The following is an 18,202-nucleotide window of genomic DNA, read 5'->3' on the forward strand; positions in this document are numbered from 1 at the left end:
AGCTGCCTTTCGTTCTACCTGTGGCCGAGGACGACCTCGGCCCGCAAAAAACTAACGGATAGTGAAAGTCTCGCTGACATCCGCATCAATATTTTCAAGTTGCAACCGGGCCTTGTAGGTGCCAGCTGGAGCCGGATCGCCCGGCTGACAATCAGCGCCATGACGCTTGCCATCCCAAGTCAAAGTCTTCGTGTAGGTCTCGCCTGGACCAATCAGCACCACCAGCCGGTCACCGTCAGGATTACACTTGAGGCCATCAAAGTACTTGTCCTCGCCCGAAGTGATGCGCAAACCTGCCTTCTTTGGCGACAAATCCAAATTGCAAGGGTAAACAGAACGATTCTGTACCACCAAGCGCATATTCAACGGGCCACCATAGTTCAAGTTCGCCGGCCCATCGAGTTTCAAACCCATCTCCGGCAACTCACAACGATAAATTCGCTGCGGGATCTCGGTAGTTGGACGTGAACGGTAATCTGCTTTCGGCACCACCTCGGGCGCCTTCGTCAGCTTATAAACCGCTACGCCGGTACCGCCCAAAATGATGGCGATAGTCATCAGATATGCCAAAATCCAGGTCAATTTCACCAACCAAGGCAAGGAATACCATGGCTCTGCCGGAACCGCCCAGCGAATAAAACGCGGCAGATTCCGATTTGCATCCCGCTGTGCAGAAGGCTTCGGGGCACCTGGGCGCGTTTTCCGAGGGCGTCCCTGGGCGTTAGCCCCGCCCCCATGATTAGGACGAGCGCTAGCGGCATTGCCACGGCCAGCCCCAGAAGTTGGGCGCGCCGACTTGCCAGCTCCACGCCCCGAAGCGGGACGGGCTTGCGCGGGAGCATTCTTCGGATTCGGTTGGGTGCGAGCACTAGCCGGGCTCGAAGATTTAGCGGGAGTTTGTCCCATTCCTTGGCCGCGACGATTAGCGCCCGTTGGGCGTCCTCGACCAGTAGTAGAGCCAGCGCCTTGACCAGGACGCTTTGGGCGGCCCGAAACACTGGACGTGCCAGCGGCATTAGAGTTGCCACCTTGGCGTCGCTGGCGGAGGCGAGCTGCCTTGGCCGCTAGTTCGGCCTCGGCCTGCGCCATATTGTCGCCAATATTTCCACGACTACTCGGACGCGAAGTTGGGCGGGCAGGACGGGCGAAATCGTTGTCACCTGCGCGACTAAGTGGGGTAAAGCCCCTGTTTCCACGAGCTGAGTTTCCTTGGCCGCGGGGCGCTCCGCCACGAGAAGTGCCGCCTACTCCCCCGTTTTTGGGCGAACCAGCATTACGTCCTCGGCCAGCCTGACCAGACTGGGTAGGACGCTGCGGGCGCCGTGGGGCACCTGAGTTCGGGTCGCGCGGAGTTTTAGCCATATTGGAAAAATAAACGCTCAGGGCTTAGTTCGAGGTGTGGCGCGCCGAGGAATCTGCATCGACTCAGAAACTTCACCCTTATCGGGTTTCGAATCATCATCAATCACACACCAGCGTTCCACAATAATTGACACAATCACGAGGGCGATCGCACCGACCAAACCAAAGATGGCCCCAATCGCATTGGCACGCAAAGCCCACGCTTCCCAACGAATAATTCCCATCACCAGTTGCGACAAAAGCGCCCCAGTAAAAAGCGAAGAAAGGTAGCCGGCAGAATGAGTCATCACGGCCACCTTAAAAGCACCTTCCCAAGTAAGGTCAGTGTAAACGCGTCGCTTTAGCTTCAACACGCGACGACCCTGAATGTACAAGAACACCGCGGTCGCAGCAAAAACCACGCCAATAAGTGGGGAGGCAATAAACGGGGTGTTTCCCGAACGAACCGTCAAATCAAGCACAACCCAGCCACCTACTAGCCCTAAAACGCCTAGCAGGCCCATGAGTGTGTAGTTCAGCCGGTTCACTTCTGCTCCGCATCCTCTACGTCATCGGCAGGCTTAGCATCGGCCGAAATATTCTCCTCCTGGTCGGCTTCGCCATCCTGCAGTTTGTCCTTACCGGAGTCATCGTCCGCGTGGTCCGTTTTTTCGTCTTGGTCGCCCGCTTCCGCCTCGTTTGACGACGCTTCGGCTTCAAGCACCGCGTCACCAATTTCGGTGGCGGAAGGCATTGGATCTAAGAGGTCGTTTGCACTGGTGATTTCTTCCAAAGCTCCGGGCACTTCACTGATCGGGATAGCCCCGGTGGTGGTGGGGCGAACTACGATGCGACGCAAGCTGGTAGAGGTACGAGCGGCTGCTCCCGGGTTGATCTTGGTGTCGACTAGTTCGTCGTCCTCATAGTCGAGCAGATCCTTGACCTCCATTGCCTCGGTTGCCGAGTCCGATTCCGGCTCGCTATCTGCCGCTACGCCAGCTTTCGCGTCAGATTCTGGCTCACTTGCCTGCCCCTTCTTCGCTGGGGTTTCCTCATTGGCGACCCGTTCGAAATAGTCCATGGCGCGACCGCTAGCCTGGCCGTCACGACGGTGGCGACTTTGCGCCTCGTTCGCTTGGGCAATCAGTTCACGCAAAGGTCGTCGCATCGGAATCGAAGCAGTCGTGGGTGCGGCGTCGAAAGTTCTGGGGGCAAAAGTAGAGGTGGTTTCCGAGGGCGTCGGCAGTGGGCGCGGCACAGTCGGGGCGACCTCGTCAGGATGTTCTAGGCGCTGGCGAATTTCCGGCGGGGCGTCCTTGACGTCCTCGTTCAGCCAGTCTTCCCACACCGAGTTGATCCCGTCCCCGTTTGGCAAATCCGCCAACAGGTCTTTCACGCTCCCAGCACCCACCAGGTAGGCGTCAGGGTCGATCGCCAACCATGGGGCCAGCACGAAGCCACGTTCCCAAGCGCGCGGGTGTGGCAGCAATAGGTTCGAGGACGCACCCCGATTGTTCCCGGCGGCAATCATGTCAATGTCTAACGGGCGAGCCTGCCAGCGGCCATCACGAACTCGACCGGCCTCGGCCTCCAAACCTTGCGTGAAAGAAAGTAGCTCGCCCAAGGCCAAGGTGGTGGATACCAAAACCACGCAGTTTAGATAAGCCGGCTGCGGATCCTGGTCGGGCGCGAGCACCGGTTCGGTGAGCATCAGTGGGGAGACTTCTTCCACATTGATGGCTGGATTATCAATCAAAGCTTCAAGGGCGGTCTTCATGTGCGCGGGCACGTCCCCCAAATTGCCGCCAAAGGAAAGCACTACCCGATCTTCGGTGGTGAGTTCTTCAATGTCTCCGGCGGGAAAATCTTCGTCGCTAGTGTGGGCTACCGCTGGAGTGAGCCCAGTGGAGGTGGCGGTGACATTCGCCGTTCCGTCCTCGGCTAGGTCTTCGCCCGCCTGCACGTCTTGGTCGGCCGGGTCTAGCACCACCGGTTCAACTGCCGAGGGCGCACCAGCGGCCAGACCAGTCCCGGCCAAGGCGGCCGCACCTACGCCAGCACCTGAAAATGCGCTGGCCTGAGTCTCAGCTGCTTTTGGGGCGGTAGCTTCTGCACCATTTCCACCCAGGATTTGTTCTGCCCAGTTGCGGTCGCGTTCGATCGTGACGCTAACTTTGCCAGGCACGCCCAGATCAACGTCTGGCTTTTTCAAGGTAATGCGAGCCCGTTCAATCCCAGAGAAAGTAAACATTTCAATGGCAATGCGCTGGGCGAGTGCCTCAAGTAGCTGCATGGGTTCGCCCACTAGGACGGAGCGGACTCGCTGGGCCAGTTGCGCATAGTTGACGGTCAGGTCGAGGTCGTCTTGCCGGCCGGCAGCTTCGGTATCGAGCCAAACGCAAACGTCGGCAATGAATCGCTGCCCGACTTCACGTTCATGCGGAAAAACGCCGTGGTAGCCGAAGGCCTCAATGTCCTCAATCCGAATCTCGTCCAAAGTCACTTGCGATCCTCCAAAGAGTTAGCGTCCAGCATGGAGCGCACGGTGTTAATAGCAATTACACTACTGCGAACGTCATGAACTCGCACTGCCCAAATCTGGTGTTGAGCACACCAGGCGGAAATGACAGCAGTGGGCAAATCACGTTCGGTGGGGCCACCTTCGACCCCCGGGATTTGCCCCACGAAGCGCTTGCGCGAGGCCCCAATCAGGATCGGGTACCCCATAGCCTGCAACTCGGGCAACTGTGCAAGCAGTTGCCAGCATTGTTGGGGGTTCTTGGCAAAGCCCAAACCTGGGTCCAAAATGATTTGCTCGGGCACCACGCCGGCGGCAAATAGCTCCGCCAAACGTTCGTCGAGTTCCGCTTTGACTTCCGCGGTAACGTCCTCGTAACTGGCGAGCTGATCCATGGTGTCGGGGGTGCCACGCCAGTGCTGGCAAATGTAGTAGGCGGGGCTGCCGGCCACTACTTTGCCCATCTGGTCGTCATAGAGTCCACCGGAAACATCGTTGATGATTTGGGCTCCCGCTTCGATCGCCTTGGCGGCAGTGTCCGCGTGCAGGGTGTCGACCGAAACTACGGCGCCCCCGGCCACGAGTTCTTTAATCACCGGCATGATGCGGTCTTGTTCTTCCGAGGACGGGATCCTGGTAGAACCGGGGCGGGTCGATTCCCCACCGACGTCGATCAGGGTGGCGCCCTCGGCCAGCAAACGCTCGGCCCCAGCTAGGGCATCCTTGAGGGAAAAGTGGCGTCCCCCGTCCGAAAAAGAGTCAGGGGTGACGTTGAGGATCCCCATCACGGCGGTGGGTTTGACCAGGTTTTCGAGCTGATACGACATGAGCGGCTACCGGTTGTTGGGGGCCAAAACGAGGGACATGAACTCGGCGCGAGTGGCGTCATTGGTGCGCATGGCCCCACGCAAAGCGGAGGTGATGGTCTGCGAACCAGGCTTGGAAACCCCGCGCATGGTCATGCACATGTGTTCCCCGCTGAGGACCACGCCAACGCCTTTGGCGCCCAGGGATTCAACGAGGGCGTCAGCGATCTGGCTGGTTAGTCGCTCCTGAACTTGGGGGCGACGGGCATAGCCTTCGACTACCCGAGCCAACTTGGACAGGCCAGTAACCCGACCGCCGGCTGGAATGTAGGCCACGTGAGCCTGCCCGAAGAACGGGAGCAGGTGGTGTTCACAAACCGAGTAGAACGGGATATCGCGCACGAGCACCATTTCGTTGTGGTCGATTTCGAAAGTGCGTTCGAGGTGCTTGGCCGGGTCGGTGTGAAGCCCACCGGTGATTTCGCGCCAAGCACGGGCAACCCTAGCAGGGGTTTCTTGCAGCCCGTCACGAGTGGGGTCTTCCCCAATGGCTCGCAAGAAGGCTTCCACCGCGGCGGCGGCAGCGGCCTCGTCGTACTGGCGTTGAGGAGTTGCCTCAGTCAATTTCTTCGTCCTTAGGCATGTCGATGGGGTGACCGAACTCGGTGCCAGGCACGGCCGCGTCCGCGAGGTAGTTCCACACTTCGCGTTCTGGCTGCTTGACGAGGTCGGAGAAGATGCGCTTGAGCTCGTCCTCGAGCAAAGTTTCATGCTCAAGTAGTTCGAGGGCTAGCGTATCGAGGACCTGACGGTTGCGGGTCAAGATTTCCCAAGCTTCCTTGGTGGCGTTGTCCATCAGGCGACGGACTTCGTCATCGACGGTGACCGCGGTCTTGCCAGACATGGGGGTTTCTTCCCCGCGGCCATAGCGGGCACCAGTCAAGCCAGAGGATTCCCCGCCGCCAAGCTTGACGTTACCGATCTGATCGGAAAAACCGTAGTCGGTGACCATCTTGCGGGCGTTAGCGGTGGCATTCTGGATGTCGTTGGAGGCGCCAGTCGAAGGGTCAATGAAGACAAGTTCTTCGGCGACGCGGCCACCCATGGCGTAAACCAGGTCGTCAAGTAGCTGGTTGCGGGTCTTGGAGTAACGATCCTCGACCGGCATCACCATGGTGTAACCGAGGGCGCGGCCACGCGGCAAGATGGTTACCTTGGTGACCGGGTCGGTGTGGTTCAAAGCGGCGGCGCACAGGGCGTGGCCGGCTTCGTGGTAGGCGGTGACCAAACGGTCGTGGTCGTTCATCACGCGAGTGCGTTTTTGCGGACCAGCAATCACACGGTCAATAGCTTCGTCCACGGCGCGAATGTCGATCAGGTCGGCGTCTTCACGGGCGGTCAACAAGGCCGCTTCGTTCAGGACGTTAGCGAGGTCGGCACCGGTAAAGCCGGGGGTGCGCTTCGCAATAGCGTGTAGGTTTACAGAGTCTACGATCGGCTTGCCCTTCGCGTGCACCTTCAAGATGGCTTCGCGGCCCTTCAAGTCGGGGGCTTCTACCGCGATCTGGCGGTCGAAACGGCCCGGACGCAACAGGGCGGGGTCCAGCATGTCTGGGCGGTTGGTGGCGGCAATCATGATGACCGAGGTGCGCTCATCGAAGCCGTCCATTTCCACCAGCATCTGGTTTAGAGTCTGTTCGCGTTCTTCGCCACCACCGCTGATGGCGTTACCGCGGGCTCCACCAATCGCATCGATTTCGTCGACGAAGATAATGGCTGGCTGGGCGGCCTTGGCTCGCACGAAGAGGTCACGCACACGGGAGGCACCCACACCAGCGTACATTTCAATGAATTCGGAACCGGAAATGGAGAAGAACGGCACCTTGGCTTCACCAGCTACCGCCTTGGCCAACAGGGTTTTACCTGTACCGGGAGGGCCGTAGAGGAGCACACCTCGAGGAATGCGGGCACCGAGGTCGGTGTACTTGGTGGGGTTGGTCAAGAAGTCACGGATTTCTTCGAGTTCTTCCACGGCCTCGTCCGCACCGGCCACATCGGCGAAGGTGGTGGAGGGGTTCTCGTGGTCGAATTCTTTAGCGCGTGATTTGGCGAATCCGCCCATGGCTCCCATGCCGCCCTTTTTCATCATCCAGGAGTACAGGAAGTAGAAGCCGAGGACGAGCAGCACCATCGGCAGCAGCATGTTGATTAGGTATTCGGCCACCCCAGGCTGCGGATTGAGGGCATTGTAGCCACCCTTCGGGTCCTTTTCTGCCAAGGTTTCAAATAGCTTGGGAGCTTGGGCGTTACCGTAGGTGAAGGTGACTTCCTTGCCTCGCGGAATGGCAGTGTCGTTGCCGGGGCGCGCGGGGGTGGTGTAGGCCTCGGTCAAGGTCAGGTTGACCTGCTGGGTGGAGTCATTGACCACCACACGTTCCACCGTGTTGCCCTTGAGTAGGGCTAAACCTTCGGAGGTGTCGATTGGACGCGGACCGAGGGCGCCCCACAGGTAGTAGGCCCCGAGCAGAGAAATGATCAGGGCGATCACGATGAAGCTACCACCGCGAGGTGCGGTCTTCTTAATCTGTGCCATGCACTGCCTTTCAGATGGCGAAAGTTAAAACTTTACTGGCGCTGTCCAAGTGCGGTTGTCGTCCTCGGCCAGCAAAAACTGTGGTTACTTTTCGTAAACGTGGGGGGAAAGCTTGGCCACGCATGGAAGCGTGCGGTACTTTTCGGCATAGTCGAGGCCGTAGCCCACCACGAAATCGTTCGGGATGTCAAAGCCGAGGTATTCCACGTCGACCTCTACCTTGGCGGCTTCCTTCTTGCGCAGGGCAGCAGCAATCTTTACCGAGGCGGCCCCACGATTTTCGAGGTTTCGCACTAGCCAGGAAAGGGTTAGGCCCGAGTCGATAATGTCTTCGACGATTAGCACGTGGCGGCCGGCAAGGTCGGTATCGAGGTCCTTGAGGATGCGAACCACCCCGGAGGACTTGGTGCCGGAACCGTAGGACGAGACGGCCATCCAGTCCATTTCGACGGGGATAGCAATCTTACGGGAGAGGTCAGCCATAACCATGATGGCCCCTTTGAGGACGCCCACGAGTAGCAGGTTTTTCCCGGCATAGTCGGCAGAAATTTGCTGTGCCATTTCTGCCAGCCGTTCCTGCATTTCTTCTTCTGTGATCAGGATTTCTGCTAGTTCGTCTTTACAGTCGCGAGGGTCCATGGGGTACTCCATATGGTTAGCGCCAAAGTTACCCCGCTAGTCTACCGCTATCCGCTTGTTTCTAGCAGGGCTTTTTTGGGACTTTAAGCCAAGGGCGAGGTTGAGGCTCGCAAGTAGCCCTAGCTGAAGCTGAGGCGAATGGCGGCGGAGGCGTCATATTGGGCCAGGCCGGGGGTGCCGTGCGGGGTTGGCGGGTCGAGGCGAACTCGGGCGGCAACGACTCCCCCAGGCAGGTAGACGGGCCCCTGTCCACGGTATTGCAGAACGAGGGCGGTCATGGCATCGATCTGAGTGGAGTTCAAGGCGGAGGCATTAGCCCCAGCTTGGAGCGCCGCTAGTCGCACAATCCGCGAGACGATGGCCTCGTGCAGGTTGGTGAGCTTTTCGATGTCGAGGTCGACTTTGGCTCGCCGCCCAGTGTAGGTGGAGTCGTGGACTTCGCATTCCGCATCCGCTAGGAGTGCTTCGGCGATCTGGTCCAGGCACTCGTTGTCGCGTTGCATCTGCCAAGCGGTGCGTAGTAGGGCGGGGGCGGGATCTTTGCCGAGGGCGCCAGCTAGGGCAGGCAAAGCGAATTCGCGGACGGCAGCTCGGCGCAGGGCGGAACCATCGGCACAGCGCCAGGGCCCGTCGGCGGCGTTAGTTGGGTCGTTGACGGCGGGCAATCCTAGGTGCTTGCAAACGAGTTCGGTGTCGGTGCGACGCACGGACAGGAGTGGCCGTAGTTTCCACGGCTGGTGTTGGTCGGCGTCATCTGGTGGGGCGACGAGTTTCATGCCGGCGAGTGAGCGCAGCCCTGATCCTCGACCCAATCCCAACAGAACGGTTTCGGCTTGGTCATCCATGGTGTGACCGTAAAGCAGGTAGACTCGCGCATTTTCGGCGCGGGCGAGGACGCGGCATTCTCTTTCGAGGGCGGCATGGCGGGCATTGCGGGCGCTCCCCTCGGGGCCGGAGGAGGCATCACCATAGCGGCTAGCTGCCGCCAGGTTGACTTTGACCACTGAGGCGTTGGCGGCTCCGAGCCGGCGCATGGTGGCGGCCACTTGTTCGGCCTCGATACTGGATTCGGGGCGGATTTGGTGGTCGATGGTGACGGTGTGGACCGGGATTTTCAGGGAGGCGGCCACATCAATGGTCAGCGCGGCAAGGGCCATGGAGTCGGGTCCGCCGGAACAGGCCACGACCGCATATTGGGGTTGTCCGTCTCTGGAAACTCGTAGCAGGCTTTGGCGGATTGCCAGCGAGACGCGACGCACTGCCCCGGTGGGGTTGGGGCCGATGACGTCACTGATGGGTGGTCGGGCGGTCATTTGACACCTCGTGTTTGCTGGGCCGAGGGCGGTTTGCCGGTTTGGTCGGTGGGCTTTTGCAGGCCGAGTCGGACGAGCCATAGGTGTGGGTCGGCGAGTTCGGCGGCGGTGGGCAGATTTTGTGGGCACTTGAACATGAGGTTGGGGGCGACTAACCCGGCCTCGGCCCGAATGGTGCGGATGAAGCGGCGGGCTTCGAAGCTGGAGAAGCGCACGGTCGGTAGTTGTAGGGCGGATGCGAAGGCTCGCATGACCAGGTCGATGGGTGAGGGGGTGGCGGAGGTGGCGTGCCGGATCCGCTGGATGGCGGGGAACATGGTGGGGGTGATCGCTTCGAGGCTGACACGCATGTAGGCGTCGAGGATGCCTGCCAGGATGGTCAACTGCCGCAGAGATTCGTCGAGGCTGGCGTCGGTCACTGAGGGATTGCCGGCGGTGGCCAGAGAGGCGGCCGGATAGTTGGGGATGCCGTTGTTTTGCGCCTCGATGCTGGAGGTTGTGTTTTGGCCGGCCTCGGTCGTTTGTGTGTCGTTGGCACCCTGGTTTTCGTCGGTTTTGACCGGAGGTCGTAGGGTGTAGCCGCGGGGGTGGCGGCGCAAGCTGGCGGTGGTGTTAGCGGGTGCGGCCCAAGCCGGGTCGGAAAGGGTTGGGTCGTAGCCGGCCGCGCTGATTAGGGCTCCGAGGTCGTCTTTTTCGGAGAGGTCGACGGCTCGCAGGGCACGTAGCAGTCCTGGGAGGGACACGGCGGTGAGATCTTCTGCTCCGGCTTTGGTGGCCACTAGAGAGGCGTGGGTGCGGATGTAACTGACCAGCCAGGGGGCCGCTTTGAATTGGGCGGCGTATAGGGCGGTGCGGAGTACAACCCAGCGACGGAAGTCCATACTGTCGAGGCCATCGCCTCGTTCGGCGGCTACCACGTTGGGGGTGACGATGTATATGACCCCGTTTTTGACGGTCGGGTCGTAGTGCCCGTAGACGCGGTTGGCGGCGGCAGTAAATAGGGCGGACATGGCGCCGGCGCGCACTGGCGAGCGTAGAGGCCGCGAGGAGGAGACGGGGCGCGGGTTGATCAGGTGCCGCAGCGTGTGGGATAGGGCCACAATCCATTTGGGTCGGTCGAGGGCGACCACTTCGACCTCGGCCAGCAGCTCACGGTTGAGGCCGGTAAGTTCTTCGACTTGTTCCCCGAGGGTGTTCTCGGTCCGACCGAGCATGGCGACGGCAGCGCGGCCTTTAGCGCGGGAGATAGCGGGGCCAGGGGTGACGATTTGGGTGGCCCAGCGCACGGAATCTTCCCAAGTGCAGGTGGGCAGGAAGGGCAGACGGCGTGACCAGCGGGTCCAGCGGCCTTCGTCTAGTTCTTCAATTCTCATGCTTCTACCACCTGCGCCATGAACTTGTCGATGGCATTGCGAACAATGTGCACGGCCCCTGGTTCGCAGTTGTCGATGAGGACAGCGAATACGAGGTCGCGGCCGGCGTTGGTGCGGGCGATTCCGGCGAGGGAACGCACCCCGGAGAGGGAGCCGGTTTTGGCTCTGACTTGTCCGGCGGAGGCGGTGTCGATTTGTCGGTTCCCGAGGGTACCGTCCCAGGCAGCCACGGGTAGGTCGTCGACGATGCCGTAGAGTTTGCGGTCTTTACCGGTTAAATCGTGTCTGAGTAGTGAGACGAGGGAGGCGGCAGTGGTTTTGTTGTCGGCGTTGAGGCCGGAGCAATCGTTGAGTTTGACGTTTTTCATGTCGACGCCGGCATCGGCAAGATTTTTGGTCATGGCTGCGGCGGCGGGAGCAAAGTTTGCGGGGGCGCCGAGTTTGGCGGCGAGGATGCGGCAGAATTGTTCAGACAGGGTGTTGTCGGAGGTTTTGCCCAGGTATTGCAGTTGTTTTGCCCAGGTGTCTGATTGGACTTTGGCGAGTTCGTCGGCTCCGTCGGGTACTTTTTCGAAGCCGACTTGGCCGCGCACGTTGATTCCCGCGTTTTTGAGGGCGGCCGCGAATTTGGAGGCGGCTTCGGCTTGCGGGTTTTGGTTGAATCCTTTGGGGACGTTGGGGTCGGGACGTCCTTGGTAGATGGCCATGTCGGTGACGTTACCGGCGTAGTTTTGGGTGTCTTGAGGACCCCAGACGGGGTTGCGCTCGGGACCGGTGATGGCAGTGTCATCGACTTTTACTTCGACGCTGTCGTATTTGCCGCGGAGCGCTTTGGCGGTTTGTTGGGCGAGGTCGCCCAGGCCGGCGTATCCCATGGTAGAGTGTTTGTCGCCTTTGTCGGGAGCGAGCATGAGGTCGCCGTCGCTCTTGAGGTAGACGGTGCCGTTTTTAACGTAGGTGGCGGTTTGGAAGCGCTTGTTGACGTCGAGGTTCGCTAGTACCGCGGTGGAGGTGTAGAGCTTGGTGGTGGAGGCCGGGGTGATGGCGTCGCCGGCGTGGAAGGAGAGTTGCGATTTGCCGGTGGCTAGGTCACTGATTTGTACCCCGAGGCGACCTTTGGCGGCTTTGACGGTTTTTTCTAGTTCCGCGAGGGCGGCTTTGAGTTTGTCTTGGTTTGGTAGTGGCGCTTTTTTCGCGGCTGCTAGGTCGACTGGGTCCTTGGGGCCGAGGTCGTCTGCTGCTGGCGGGGCCGGCGGCGGGTCAGCTTGGGCGGCCGGTTGGGTGGTGAGGATGCCGGGGGCCACGTCGGCAATGTCGAGTCCCACGTAAACCAGGGCACTGGCCGCTAGGGCGGCGGTCAAAGTGACGGGGATCAGTGCTGGTGAACGCAAGTGTGCCTCCTTTGTGGGCCGCGAAGCCAACTTTTGGTTTGGTCGTAGCTGTTTTAAGTCTACTCAATGCCTTTAGTCTAGTAGGTTGTGCGCTTTTATTCTTTAGCTTTGGGGTCTTTATTTTTCGCTTAGTGAGTGAAGCAACAGGCGCAGTTGTCTGCTTTTTCTTTCTTTTCCGCGCACTGGCAAGGCTTTGCGTAGTATTATGCCTTAATAAGTATGCTTGAAAGGACCTGTTATGGAATTCGATGTGACGATTGAGATCCCCAAGGGGAACCGCAATAAGTACGAGGTCGACCATGAGACCGGGCGGATCCGTTTGGACCGTATGTTGTTCACTTCGACCCGTTACCCGGATGATTACGGCTACATTGACGGCACCCTTGGTGAAGATGGTGACCCGTTGGACGCTTTGGTTTTGTTGGAAGAACCGACTTTCCCGGGTTGTTTGATTCGTTGCCGCGCGCTGGGCATGTTCCGTATGCGTGACGAAAAGGGTGGCGACGATAAGGTCTTGTGTGTGCCTTCGATGGATCAGCGCGCTTCTTGGCGTACTGATATTGAGGATGTTTCGGAGTTCCACCGTTTGGAAATCCAGCACTTCTTCGAGGTTTACAAGGATTTGGAACCAGGCAAGTCGGTGGAAGGCGCTCACTGGGTGGGTCGCGAAGAGGCCGAGGCCGAAATCAAGCGCTCTTATGAGCGGGCGAAGGAAGCTGGCTTGGACCACTGAGGTTTCCACTCCCCGATTTTTAGCTTGTCCCCCGTTGCTCTTAGTGAGCGGCGGGGGTTTTGCTTTGGGTTAGTGGTGGTCGGGGTGTAGGTGCAGTTCGAGGTTGATTTGGTCGGCGTCGAGGTTGGCTAGGGCGGCGCTGAGCAGGGTGGAGTCAATGTTGCCGCTGTCACGCGCGGCAATGAGGGCGCAGCGTTGGGCGTCTGCCACGTCGAGGGCGTATTGCACGGCAAGGGCGGCGATTTCGCGATCGATTTTGGGCTTGTTCAGGTCTGTGGACAGGCTGATCCCGACGAAGGTTTCGTTGGGCCGCATTTCGTTGACCATTTCTTCGCTGAGGGCGTCGAATAATCTGGTGGCTAGGGCGAGCGCTCCCCCGCGGGCGTCTGCCAGCATTTCGTTTTCTTCCTTGCCGAGGGCGGCACGCAGCTTGGGTGGGACGGGCACACTTTCGAAGGCGCGAACCATGACGCGGATGAGGCGGGTGCGGTCGGCGCGTGATGGTGGGGTTTGTGGGGTGGGTTTAACTTTTTTGATGAGCCAGCCGAGGGTGCCGCCTTGGATGGTTAGGCTGATGGAGGCTACGAGGAAGGCGGTGACTAGCAGGAAGGCGCGGTGTGGGGTGTTGTAGGGCAGGGTTTGGGCGGCGGCAAGGGTGACGCCACCGCGCATCCCAGCCCAGATCATGACGATGCCGTCCCGGTTGGTTAGTTTGGCTTCTTGGTAGTAGCGCAGGTCGGCTACGGCCCGGTCGATGCGTCGTTGTAGTCCGGTGGTGTTTTGGCAGTTGGCGGCTTGTCGTTTGGAGAGTTTGACTCCTTTGGCGTCGATTCGGCGTTGCCGGTCGTTGATGGAGAGCCGGGTTTTCGGGGTATCTTTGGGTTTTTCGCGGATGCGGTGCCGCCCGAGGGCGAGCAGGGGCATGACCAGCAGGGTGCGCATTAGCAGGGTGATGACGATGGCGAGCAGGGCCATCCAGAGTGCGTGTGAGAAGGTGAGGGTGTCGGCGCGCAGGTCGTCTAGGAGTGCCCCGATTTGGATGCCCATGATCATGAAGACGGAGCCTTCGAGGACGAGTGAGACGACGGACCAGGTTTGTTTGGTGGTCAAACGGTGGTCTGGGGGGATTAGCCGTGCCCCGTGGTGTCCGGTGATGAGGCCGGCGACGACGGCGGAGACTAGCCCGGAGGAGCCGAGGTATTCGGCGGGGATGGCCGCGATGAAGGGCACGGTGAGGGAGAGGACGGTGTCGGCGCTGGAGACGGTGACTTTGGAGCGGATCCTGATGGAGATTTCTCCGACGATCCAGCCGATGACTAGCGCCCCGAGGACTGCCCAGAGGAAGTCGAGTCCGACCATGACGAAGCTGACGGTGCCGGCGGCGGAGGCGGCTATGGCGGAGCGCAGGATGACGAGGGCGGAGGCGTCGTTGATCAGCCCTTCGCCCTCGAGCACGGTGACCAGACGGTGTGAGACGCCTTTGGATTTGATGATGGAGGTGGCGACCGCGTCGGTGGGGCTGATGATGGCACCGAGGGCGATGCCTCCGGCTAGGCTCAGCCCGGGCACTAGTGAGTGGAAGAACCAGCCGAGTACCCCGGCGGTGGCGATTACTAGGACTACTGACAGGGTGGAGATTGGCCCGAGGTTGCGCCGAAAATCCATGACGGGCATGGCTACCGCGGAGGCGAATAGCAGGGGTGGCAGGATTAGCTCGAGGATGATTTCGGGGCTGAGGGTGACGTTGGGGATTTGTGGGATCAGCCCGACCGCTACCCCGAGGAAGAGGAGGGTTAAGGGGGCGACGACGCCGGTTCTTTCGCCTAGGTGCTCACTGGCGACGATGACCAGTAGGGCGACGATTCCGACGACGATTAGCCCATCCATTTTGTCTCCTGGGGGTTAGTTGACTCTAACGGCGTAGGGCATGATGCGACGGTAGCGAACCGAGGTGATGGTGACGGTTTGTCCCGGCACGGGTGCTTCGATCATGCGTCCTTCACCGAGGAACATGGCGACGTGGAAGATACCGCCGGATGAGCCGTTCCAGGACCAGAAGAGGAGGTCGCCTGGTTTGGCGCTGTTGAGCGGAATTTTCTTTCCGGAGAAGTATTGTGAGCGGGATGAGTGCGGCAGGTAGACTCCTTGCGATCGCCAGGCGCCTTGCATTAGGCCGGAGCAGTCGTAGCCGGAGTCGGAGGCGCCGCCCCACACGTAGGGCACGCCGATACGTTTTTTGGCCCAGGCGATGGCGCCGGCAGCACCGGAGGCGGGGCCGGAGTCTTCGTTTTCTTTCCGTTCTTTTTCACGCTTTTCAGCTTCGCGCCGATCGCGTTCTTTTTGGGCTTCCCGATCGCGGCGTTCTTGAGCTTCGCGTTCTTCTCGTTCGCGACGCTCTTGGGCCTCACGTTCTTCGCGTTCGCGACGTTCCTTGGCTTCGCGTTCTTGTCGGGCTTTTTCTTCCCGTTCGCGGCGTTCTCGTTCTTCGCGTTCGCGCTTTTCTTGGGCCTTGCGAGCTTCTTCGGCTTTTCGGGCAGCTTCGGCGCGGGCAGCGGCCGCTTCCCGGTCTCGCTTTTCTTTGGCTTTGCGGGCTTCTTCCGCCTGACGGCGAGCTTCTTCTGCCTTCTGCTTGTCGGCTTGCGCCTTGGCCTGTTCGTCGGCGGCCTTCTTGGCGGCTTCGTCTGCAGCTTTGGCTTCGCGTTCCTTGCGGGCGGCTTCGTCGGCGGCCTTCTTGGCGTTTTCTTCAGCCTGCTTGGCAGCCTTTTCTTGGGCTTCGGCGTTGCGCTGGGCGTCGCGGTTTTGGGCGGCTTCTACTGCCTGGTCACGTTTGGTTTCGTTTTCGGCTTTGGTTTGAGCTTGCTGGGTTTCGCGTTCAAAGCGGGCGCGCGCGGCGGCTTCTTGGCGGGCGGCGGCCTCGGCCTCGATTTGTTCTTGGTGGCGGCGTTCTTCTTCGATGGAGCGCTGCTTTTTGCGGGCCAGTTCGGTGATCAGGGCTTCGCGTTTGGTTTCTAGCGCCTGGACGCGGGCGTTGGATTCGTTGGCGACTCGTTGGGCTTCTTCGCGCTTTTGTTCCACGGTTTTGATGGCGGCTTCTTGCGCGGCGAGGTCTTTTTTGGCTTGCTTTTCGAGGACGTTGGCGACGTTGGAGGCGGCTTCGAATCGCTGGAGCTTGTCGTGTGCTTCTTTACCGAAGAGTTCGACGGCTTGGGCACGCACGGCCACATTGTTGAGCCCGTCGGATTCAGTGTAGGGGGCGAGTGCCGCAAGGGACACGGAGGAGTCTTGGTAGACGGCTAGCACCACGGAGGCCAGGTCGGCGCGGGCAGCTTCACGCGCTTTGACTGCGTCGTCGACGGCTTTTTGGGTGGTGGCTAGGTTCTTTTTGGTGTTTTCGAGTTCGTCTTGGGCTCGCTGGTAGTCTTCGGCGGCGACCAGCAGTTTCATGGTGGCTTCTTCTTTTTCGGCTCGCAAGGAGGCTAGTTGCGATTCGAGTTCGGCCACGCGCGGGTCGTTGCTGACTTCTTCTTTGAGTTGGCCGAGGCTGGGCGTTTCTGGGGTGTCCGCTTTTGCGCTGGGATCGTTTTGGGTGGGAACGAAGGGCAGCACGGTTAGTGCTACAGACAGTGCTAGGACGGTAAGTAGTGGGCGTTTAGCGATTGACAAAGCGACCTCCAAAGACAGTTGCTCCCAACCTTAACCTAGCGCCCCGTCTGGATTCAACCGATTGGGTCACATTTTTGGGGCAATTTTGTGTGACGTTTTTGGTCATATTGGCCGCGTTGCTGTGGGAGAAATTTATCCCCAGTGGGCGTGGAGGCATAGCCGTTTGGGCTGAAGGCAAGTAAGATAGGCGGCAGTTAGTTTCTAGGTGGAGGAGTCACACAAAATGGCACTGTTTGAGTATGAAAACGGACGCTTTTTGCATGCGCAGTTTGGCCGCCAGGTTGATGGCTCTATCCCTGAGGTTGTGCTGGAAAGTCTTCGTGCCAGTGTGATGGACATTTTGCCGAGGCCGCTTTTTCCGGTGGCTTGGCTGGAGGGTGACGGCACTACTCCTCGTTTGATTGCTTTGGATGCGTCGGGACAGGTAGTTTCGGTGCAGGTGGTGGCTCGTTTGGAGTCCGAGGAATTGATTGCGGCACTGTCGTCTTTGAATGAGGTGCGTTTGCTCGGCTGGAATGAGTTGTCGGGCATGTACCCGGGTGGTCAGGCTGCTTTCCGGGCTGGTTTGGCTGATTTCCGAGCAAAGATGCCGGCGAATCCTTCGCCTGGTCCACGCTTGGTGGTGGTGGCCGCAGAGATTGCCCCGAATTTGCGTCCGGCGATTGATGTGCTGAGTGCTTCTGGCATGGAAGTTAACTTGATTGCGTTGCGGGAGATGTCTAATGGCCGCCAGTTTATTGAGGTCACTCCCCTGTTGAATGCTTTCTGGGGTTACCAGCCGAATGTGATTGCTTCTGGGGCGTCGCCTCGCTTTAGTCAGGTGACTGCTGGTCCAGCTCGTCAGGTCCAGGTTCCGTCTTTACATGCCGAGGGCGTTTTCCCGGTCGGTACGGCGCCAGCTGGCGCTACTGCCCAGTCCGGTTTTGGCGCCCCTTCGGCCCCAACAGCTCCGGCTGCTCCCGTTGCTTCGGCCGCGCCTGAAGCTACAGCTGCTAGTGCAACGCCGGTTGCGTCCGCTGTTGATGCTTTGGTTGCTGCTGCTCCGGTTACCCCGCCTGCACCTGCTGCTGCAACGGATGTGTCTTCCTCGGTTTCGGCTGAGACTTCGACTGTAGCGTCTGATGCTGCTGGTGTTGGGGTTGCGGATGATTCTGATGTGGCTACTCCGATGATGGGCGTGCAGTCGGTGACTGCTGCTGAGGAGGATGAGGTTAGTTCGCGGGTGCGGGCGCGTTTGTCTCGTCGTCGTGCTAGCCGCACGGTTGATAGTCGGGTGTTGAAGGCGGCTGCCCGCCAGGCTAATACGACTGGTTTTGGCCGCCCGTCAGCTGCAGCTCCTGTTGTTAATGAGGCTGAGGTTTCTGAGGTAAAGGTGGCTCCGGCTCCGATTGCCCAGCCTGAGACCACTCAGCCTGAACTTGAGCAGGTTGCTACCCCAGTTGCTGATGGTGGGGTGTTTGCTCGTAACGCGATGGGTTTGCGTCGGATTGCTACCGAGATTGGCCGTGAGGTTGAGCTGGTGGCGGTGATTGAGGCTGAGCCTTTGACTTTGCGTTTGGGCCCAACTGGTGAGGTGGCTGGCCCAGATGGCCAGATCACTACTTTGATTGCGCCGTTGCGTCAGGCTGGTTTGCATACGACCAGTGATGGTTGGGAGCACTGGCATATTGAGTCGATGGCTGGCCCAACCTTGTTGGACGCTTTGGACGAGATCAATGCAGGTGCTGGGTCTCAGGAGCACAGGCCGGAACCGGCCCCGCTAACCACCCCGCACGGCATGGCGATCCCCTCCCGCCGCCGCCACTAAGCAAGCGTTAATCATTCGGCCGCCT

General features: G+C 59.9%; 14 protein-coding genes. 2 read left to right on the plus strand and 12 right to left on the minus strand.

The features are described 5' to 3' along the window. Nucleotides 1-51: 51 nt before the first annotated feature. The 10 genes from BK816_RS07625 to dacB all read right to left on the minus strand — a co-directional run bounded on the left by BK816_RS07625 (nt 52) and on the right by dacB (nt 11,974). Nucleotides 52-1,362 carry a hypothetical protein gene (locus tag BK816_RS07625; RefSeq protein WP_071164641.1) on the minus strand — a complete coding sequence of 437 codons (1,311 nt, stop codon included), beginning with the start codon at nt 1,360-1,362 and terminating at the stop codon, nt 52-54. Between the two features lie 17 nt (nt 1,363-1,379). Continuing rightward, on the minus strand, nt 1,380-1,889 hold the full coding sequence (locus BK816_RS07630) for a DUF3180 family protein (protein ID WP_071164642.1): 510 nt from the start codon (nt 1,887-1,889) through the stop codon (nt 1,380-1,382). Next, a complete protein-coding gene (folK, locus tag BK816_RS07635) occupies nt 1,886-3,844 on the minus strand; it encodes a 2-amino-4-hydroxy-6-hydroxymethyldihydropteridine diphosphokinase (protein WP_071164643.1) in 1,959 nt (652 codons plus the stop codon). Before folK ends, BK816_RS07630 begins: the two co-directional genes overlap by 4 nt. After that, a complete protein-coding gene (gene folP, locus BK816_RS07640) occupies nt 3,841-4,686 on the minus strand; it encodes a dihydropteroate synthase (protein ID WP_071164644.1) in 846 nt (281 codons plus the stop codon). The genes folK and folP overlap by 4 nt, the downstream gene beginning before the upstream one ends. Nucleotides 4,687-4,692: 6 nt before the next feature. Further along, complete coding sequence (gene folE, locus BK816_RS07645; protein ID WP_071164645.1) at nt 4,693-5,289, minus strand: GTP cyclohydrolase I FolE; 597 nt, start codon at nt 5,287-5,289, stop codon at nt 4,693-4,695. After that, nucleotides 5,282-7,258, minus strand: coding sequence for an ATP-dependent zinc metalloprotease FtsH (ftsH, locus tag BK816_RS07650; protein WP_071164646.1), 1,977 nt, complete (start codon nt 7,256-7,258; stop codon nt 5,282-5,284). The genes folE and ftsH overlap by 8 nt, the downstream gene beginning before the upstream one ends. 84 nt (nt 7,259-7,342) lie before the next feature. Then, nucleotides 7,343-7,897 carry a hypoxanthine phosphoribosyltransferase gene (hpt, locus tag BK816_RS07655; RefSeq protein WP_071164647.1) on the minus strand — a complete coding sequence of 185 codons (555 nt, stop codon included), beginning with the start codon at nt 7,895-7,897 and terminating at the stop codon, nt 7,343-7,345. A gap of 119 nt (nt 7,898-8,016) precedes the next feature. Beyond that, the gene (gene tilS / locus BK816_RS07660; protein WP_071164648.1) at nt 8,017-9,210 is read right to left on the minus strand and encodes a tRNA lysidine(34) synthetase TilS; all 1,194 of its coding nucleotides are present in this window, start codon (nt 9,208-9,210) and stop codon (nt 8,017-8,019) included. Continuing rightward, nucleotides 9,207-10,583: a zinc-dependent metalloprotease gene (locus BK816_RS07665; protein ID WP_071164649.1), complete on the minus strand. Its 1,377-nt coding sequence runs from the start codon at nt 10,581-10,583 to the stop codon at nt 9,207-9,209. Before BK816_RS07665 ends, tilS begins: the two co-directional genes overlap by 4 nt. After that, nucleotides 10,580-11,974: a D-alanyl-D-alanine carboxypeptidase/D-alanyl-D-alanine endopeptidase gene (dacB, locus tag BK816_RS07670; protein WP_071164650.1), complete on the minus strand. Its 1,395-nt coding sequence runs from the start codon at nt 11,972-11,974 to the stop codon at nt 10,580-10,582. Before dacB ends, BK816_RS07665 begins: the two co-directional genes overlap by 4 nt. Nucleotides 11,975-12,212: 238 nt before the next feature. Between dacB and BK816_RS07675 the strand changes: the two genes are divergently transcribed. Continuing rightward, nucleotides 12,213-12,707 carry an inorganic diphosphatase gene (locus BK816_RS07675; protein WP_071164651.1) on the plus strand — a complete coding sequence of 165 codons (495 nt, stop codon included), beginning with the start codon at nt 12,213-12,215 and terminating at the stop codon, nt 12,705-12,707. A 69-nt stretch (nt 12,708-12,776) separates the two neighbouring features. Here BK816_RS07675 and BK816_RS07680 read toward each other — a convergent pair whose 3' ends face one another. Together BK816_RS07680 and BK816_RS07685 are read right to left on the minus strand one after the other, a co-directional pair. After that, nucleotides 12,777-14,594 carry a cation:proton antiporter gene (locus BK816_RS07680; RefSeq protein ID WP_071164652.1) on the minus strand — a complete coding sequence of 606 codons (1,818 nt, stop codon included), beginning with the start codon at nt 14,592-14,594 and terminating at the stop codon, nt 12,777-12,779. 15 nt (nt 14,595-14,609) lie between these two features. After that, a complete protein-coding gene (locus tag BK816_RS07685) occupies nt 14,610-16,370 on the minus strand; it encodes a C40 family peptidase (RefSeq protein ID WP_071164653.1) in 1,761 nt (586 codons plus the stop codon). Between the two features lie 223 nt (nt 16,371-16,593). Between BK816_RS07685 and BK816_RS07690 the strand changes: the two genes are divergently transcribed. Continuing rightward, nucleotides 16,594-18,177 (plus strand): hypothetical protein, encoded by a 1,584-nt coding sequence (locus tag BK816_RS07690; RefSeq protein WP_071164654.1) that lies wholly within the window; start codon nt 16,594-16,596, stop codon nt 18,175-18,177. The last annotated feature ends 25 nt before the right edge of the window (nt 18,178-18,202 follow it).

This window comes from Boudabousia tangfeifanii, from assembly GCF_001856685.1.
Classification (GTDB): Bacteria; Actinomycetota; Actinomycetes; order Actinomycetales; family Actinomycetaceae; genus Boudabousia; species Boudabousia tangfeifanii.

What these genes read in the sequence shown, in the direction of transcription:
- BK816_RS07625 (WP_071164641.1), bottom strand. Translation starts at nt 1,362, where the DNA reads ATGGCTAAAACTCCGCGCGACCCGAACTCAGGTGCCCCACGGCGCCCG.
- folP (WP_071164644.1), bottom strand. Translation starts at nt 4,686, where the DNA reads ATGTCGTATCAGCTCGAAAACCTGGTCAAACCCACCGCCGTGATGGGG.
- ftsH (WP_071164646.1), bottom strand. Translation starts at nt 7,258, where the DNA reads ATGGCACAGATTAAGAAGACCGCACCTCGCGGTGGTAGCTTCATCGTG.
- hpt (WP_071164647.1), bottom strand. Translation starts at nt 7,897, where the DNA reads ATGGACCCTCGCGACTGTAAAGACGAACTAGCAGAAATCCTGATCACA.
- tilS (WP_071164648.1), bottom strand. Translation starts at nt 9,210, where the DNA reads ATGACCGCCCGACCACCCATCAGTGACGTCATCGGCCCCAACCCCACC.
- BK816_RS07665 (WP_071164649.1), bottom strand. Translation starts at nt 10,583, where the DNA reads ATGAGAATTGAAGAACTAGACGAAGGCCGCTGGACCCGCTGGTCACGC.
- BK816_RS07675 (WP_071164651.1), top strand. Translation starts at nt 12,213, where the DNA reads ATGGAATTCGATGTGACGATTGAGATCCCCAAGGGGAACCGCAATAAG.
- BK816_RS07680 (WP_071164652.1), bottom strand. Translation starts at nt 14,594, where the DNA reads ATGGATGGGCTAATCGTCGTCGGAATCGTCGCCCTACTGGTCATCGTC.
- BK816_RS07690 (WP_071164654.1), top strand. Translation starts at nt 16,594, where the DNA reads ATGGCACTGTTTGAGTATGAAAACGGACGCTTTTTGCATGCGCAGTTT.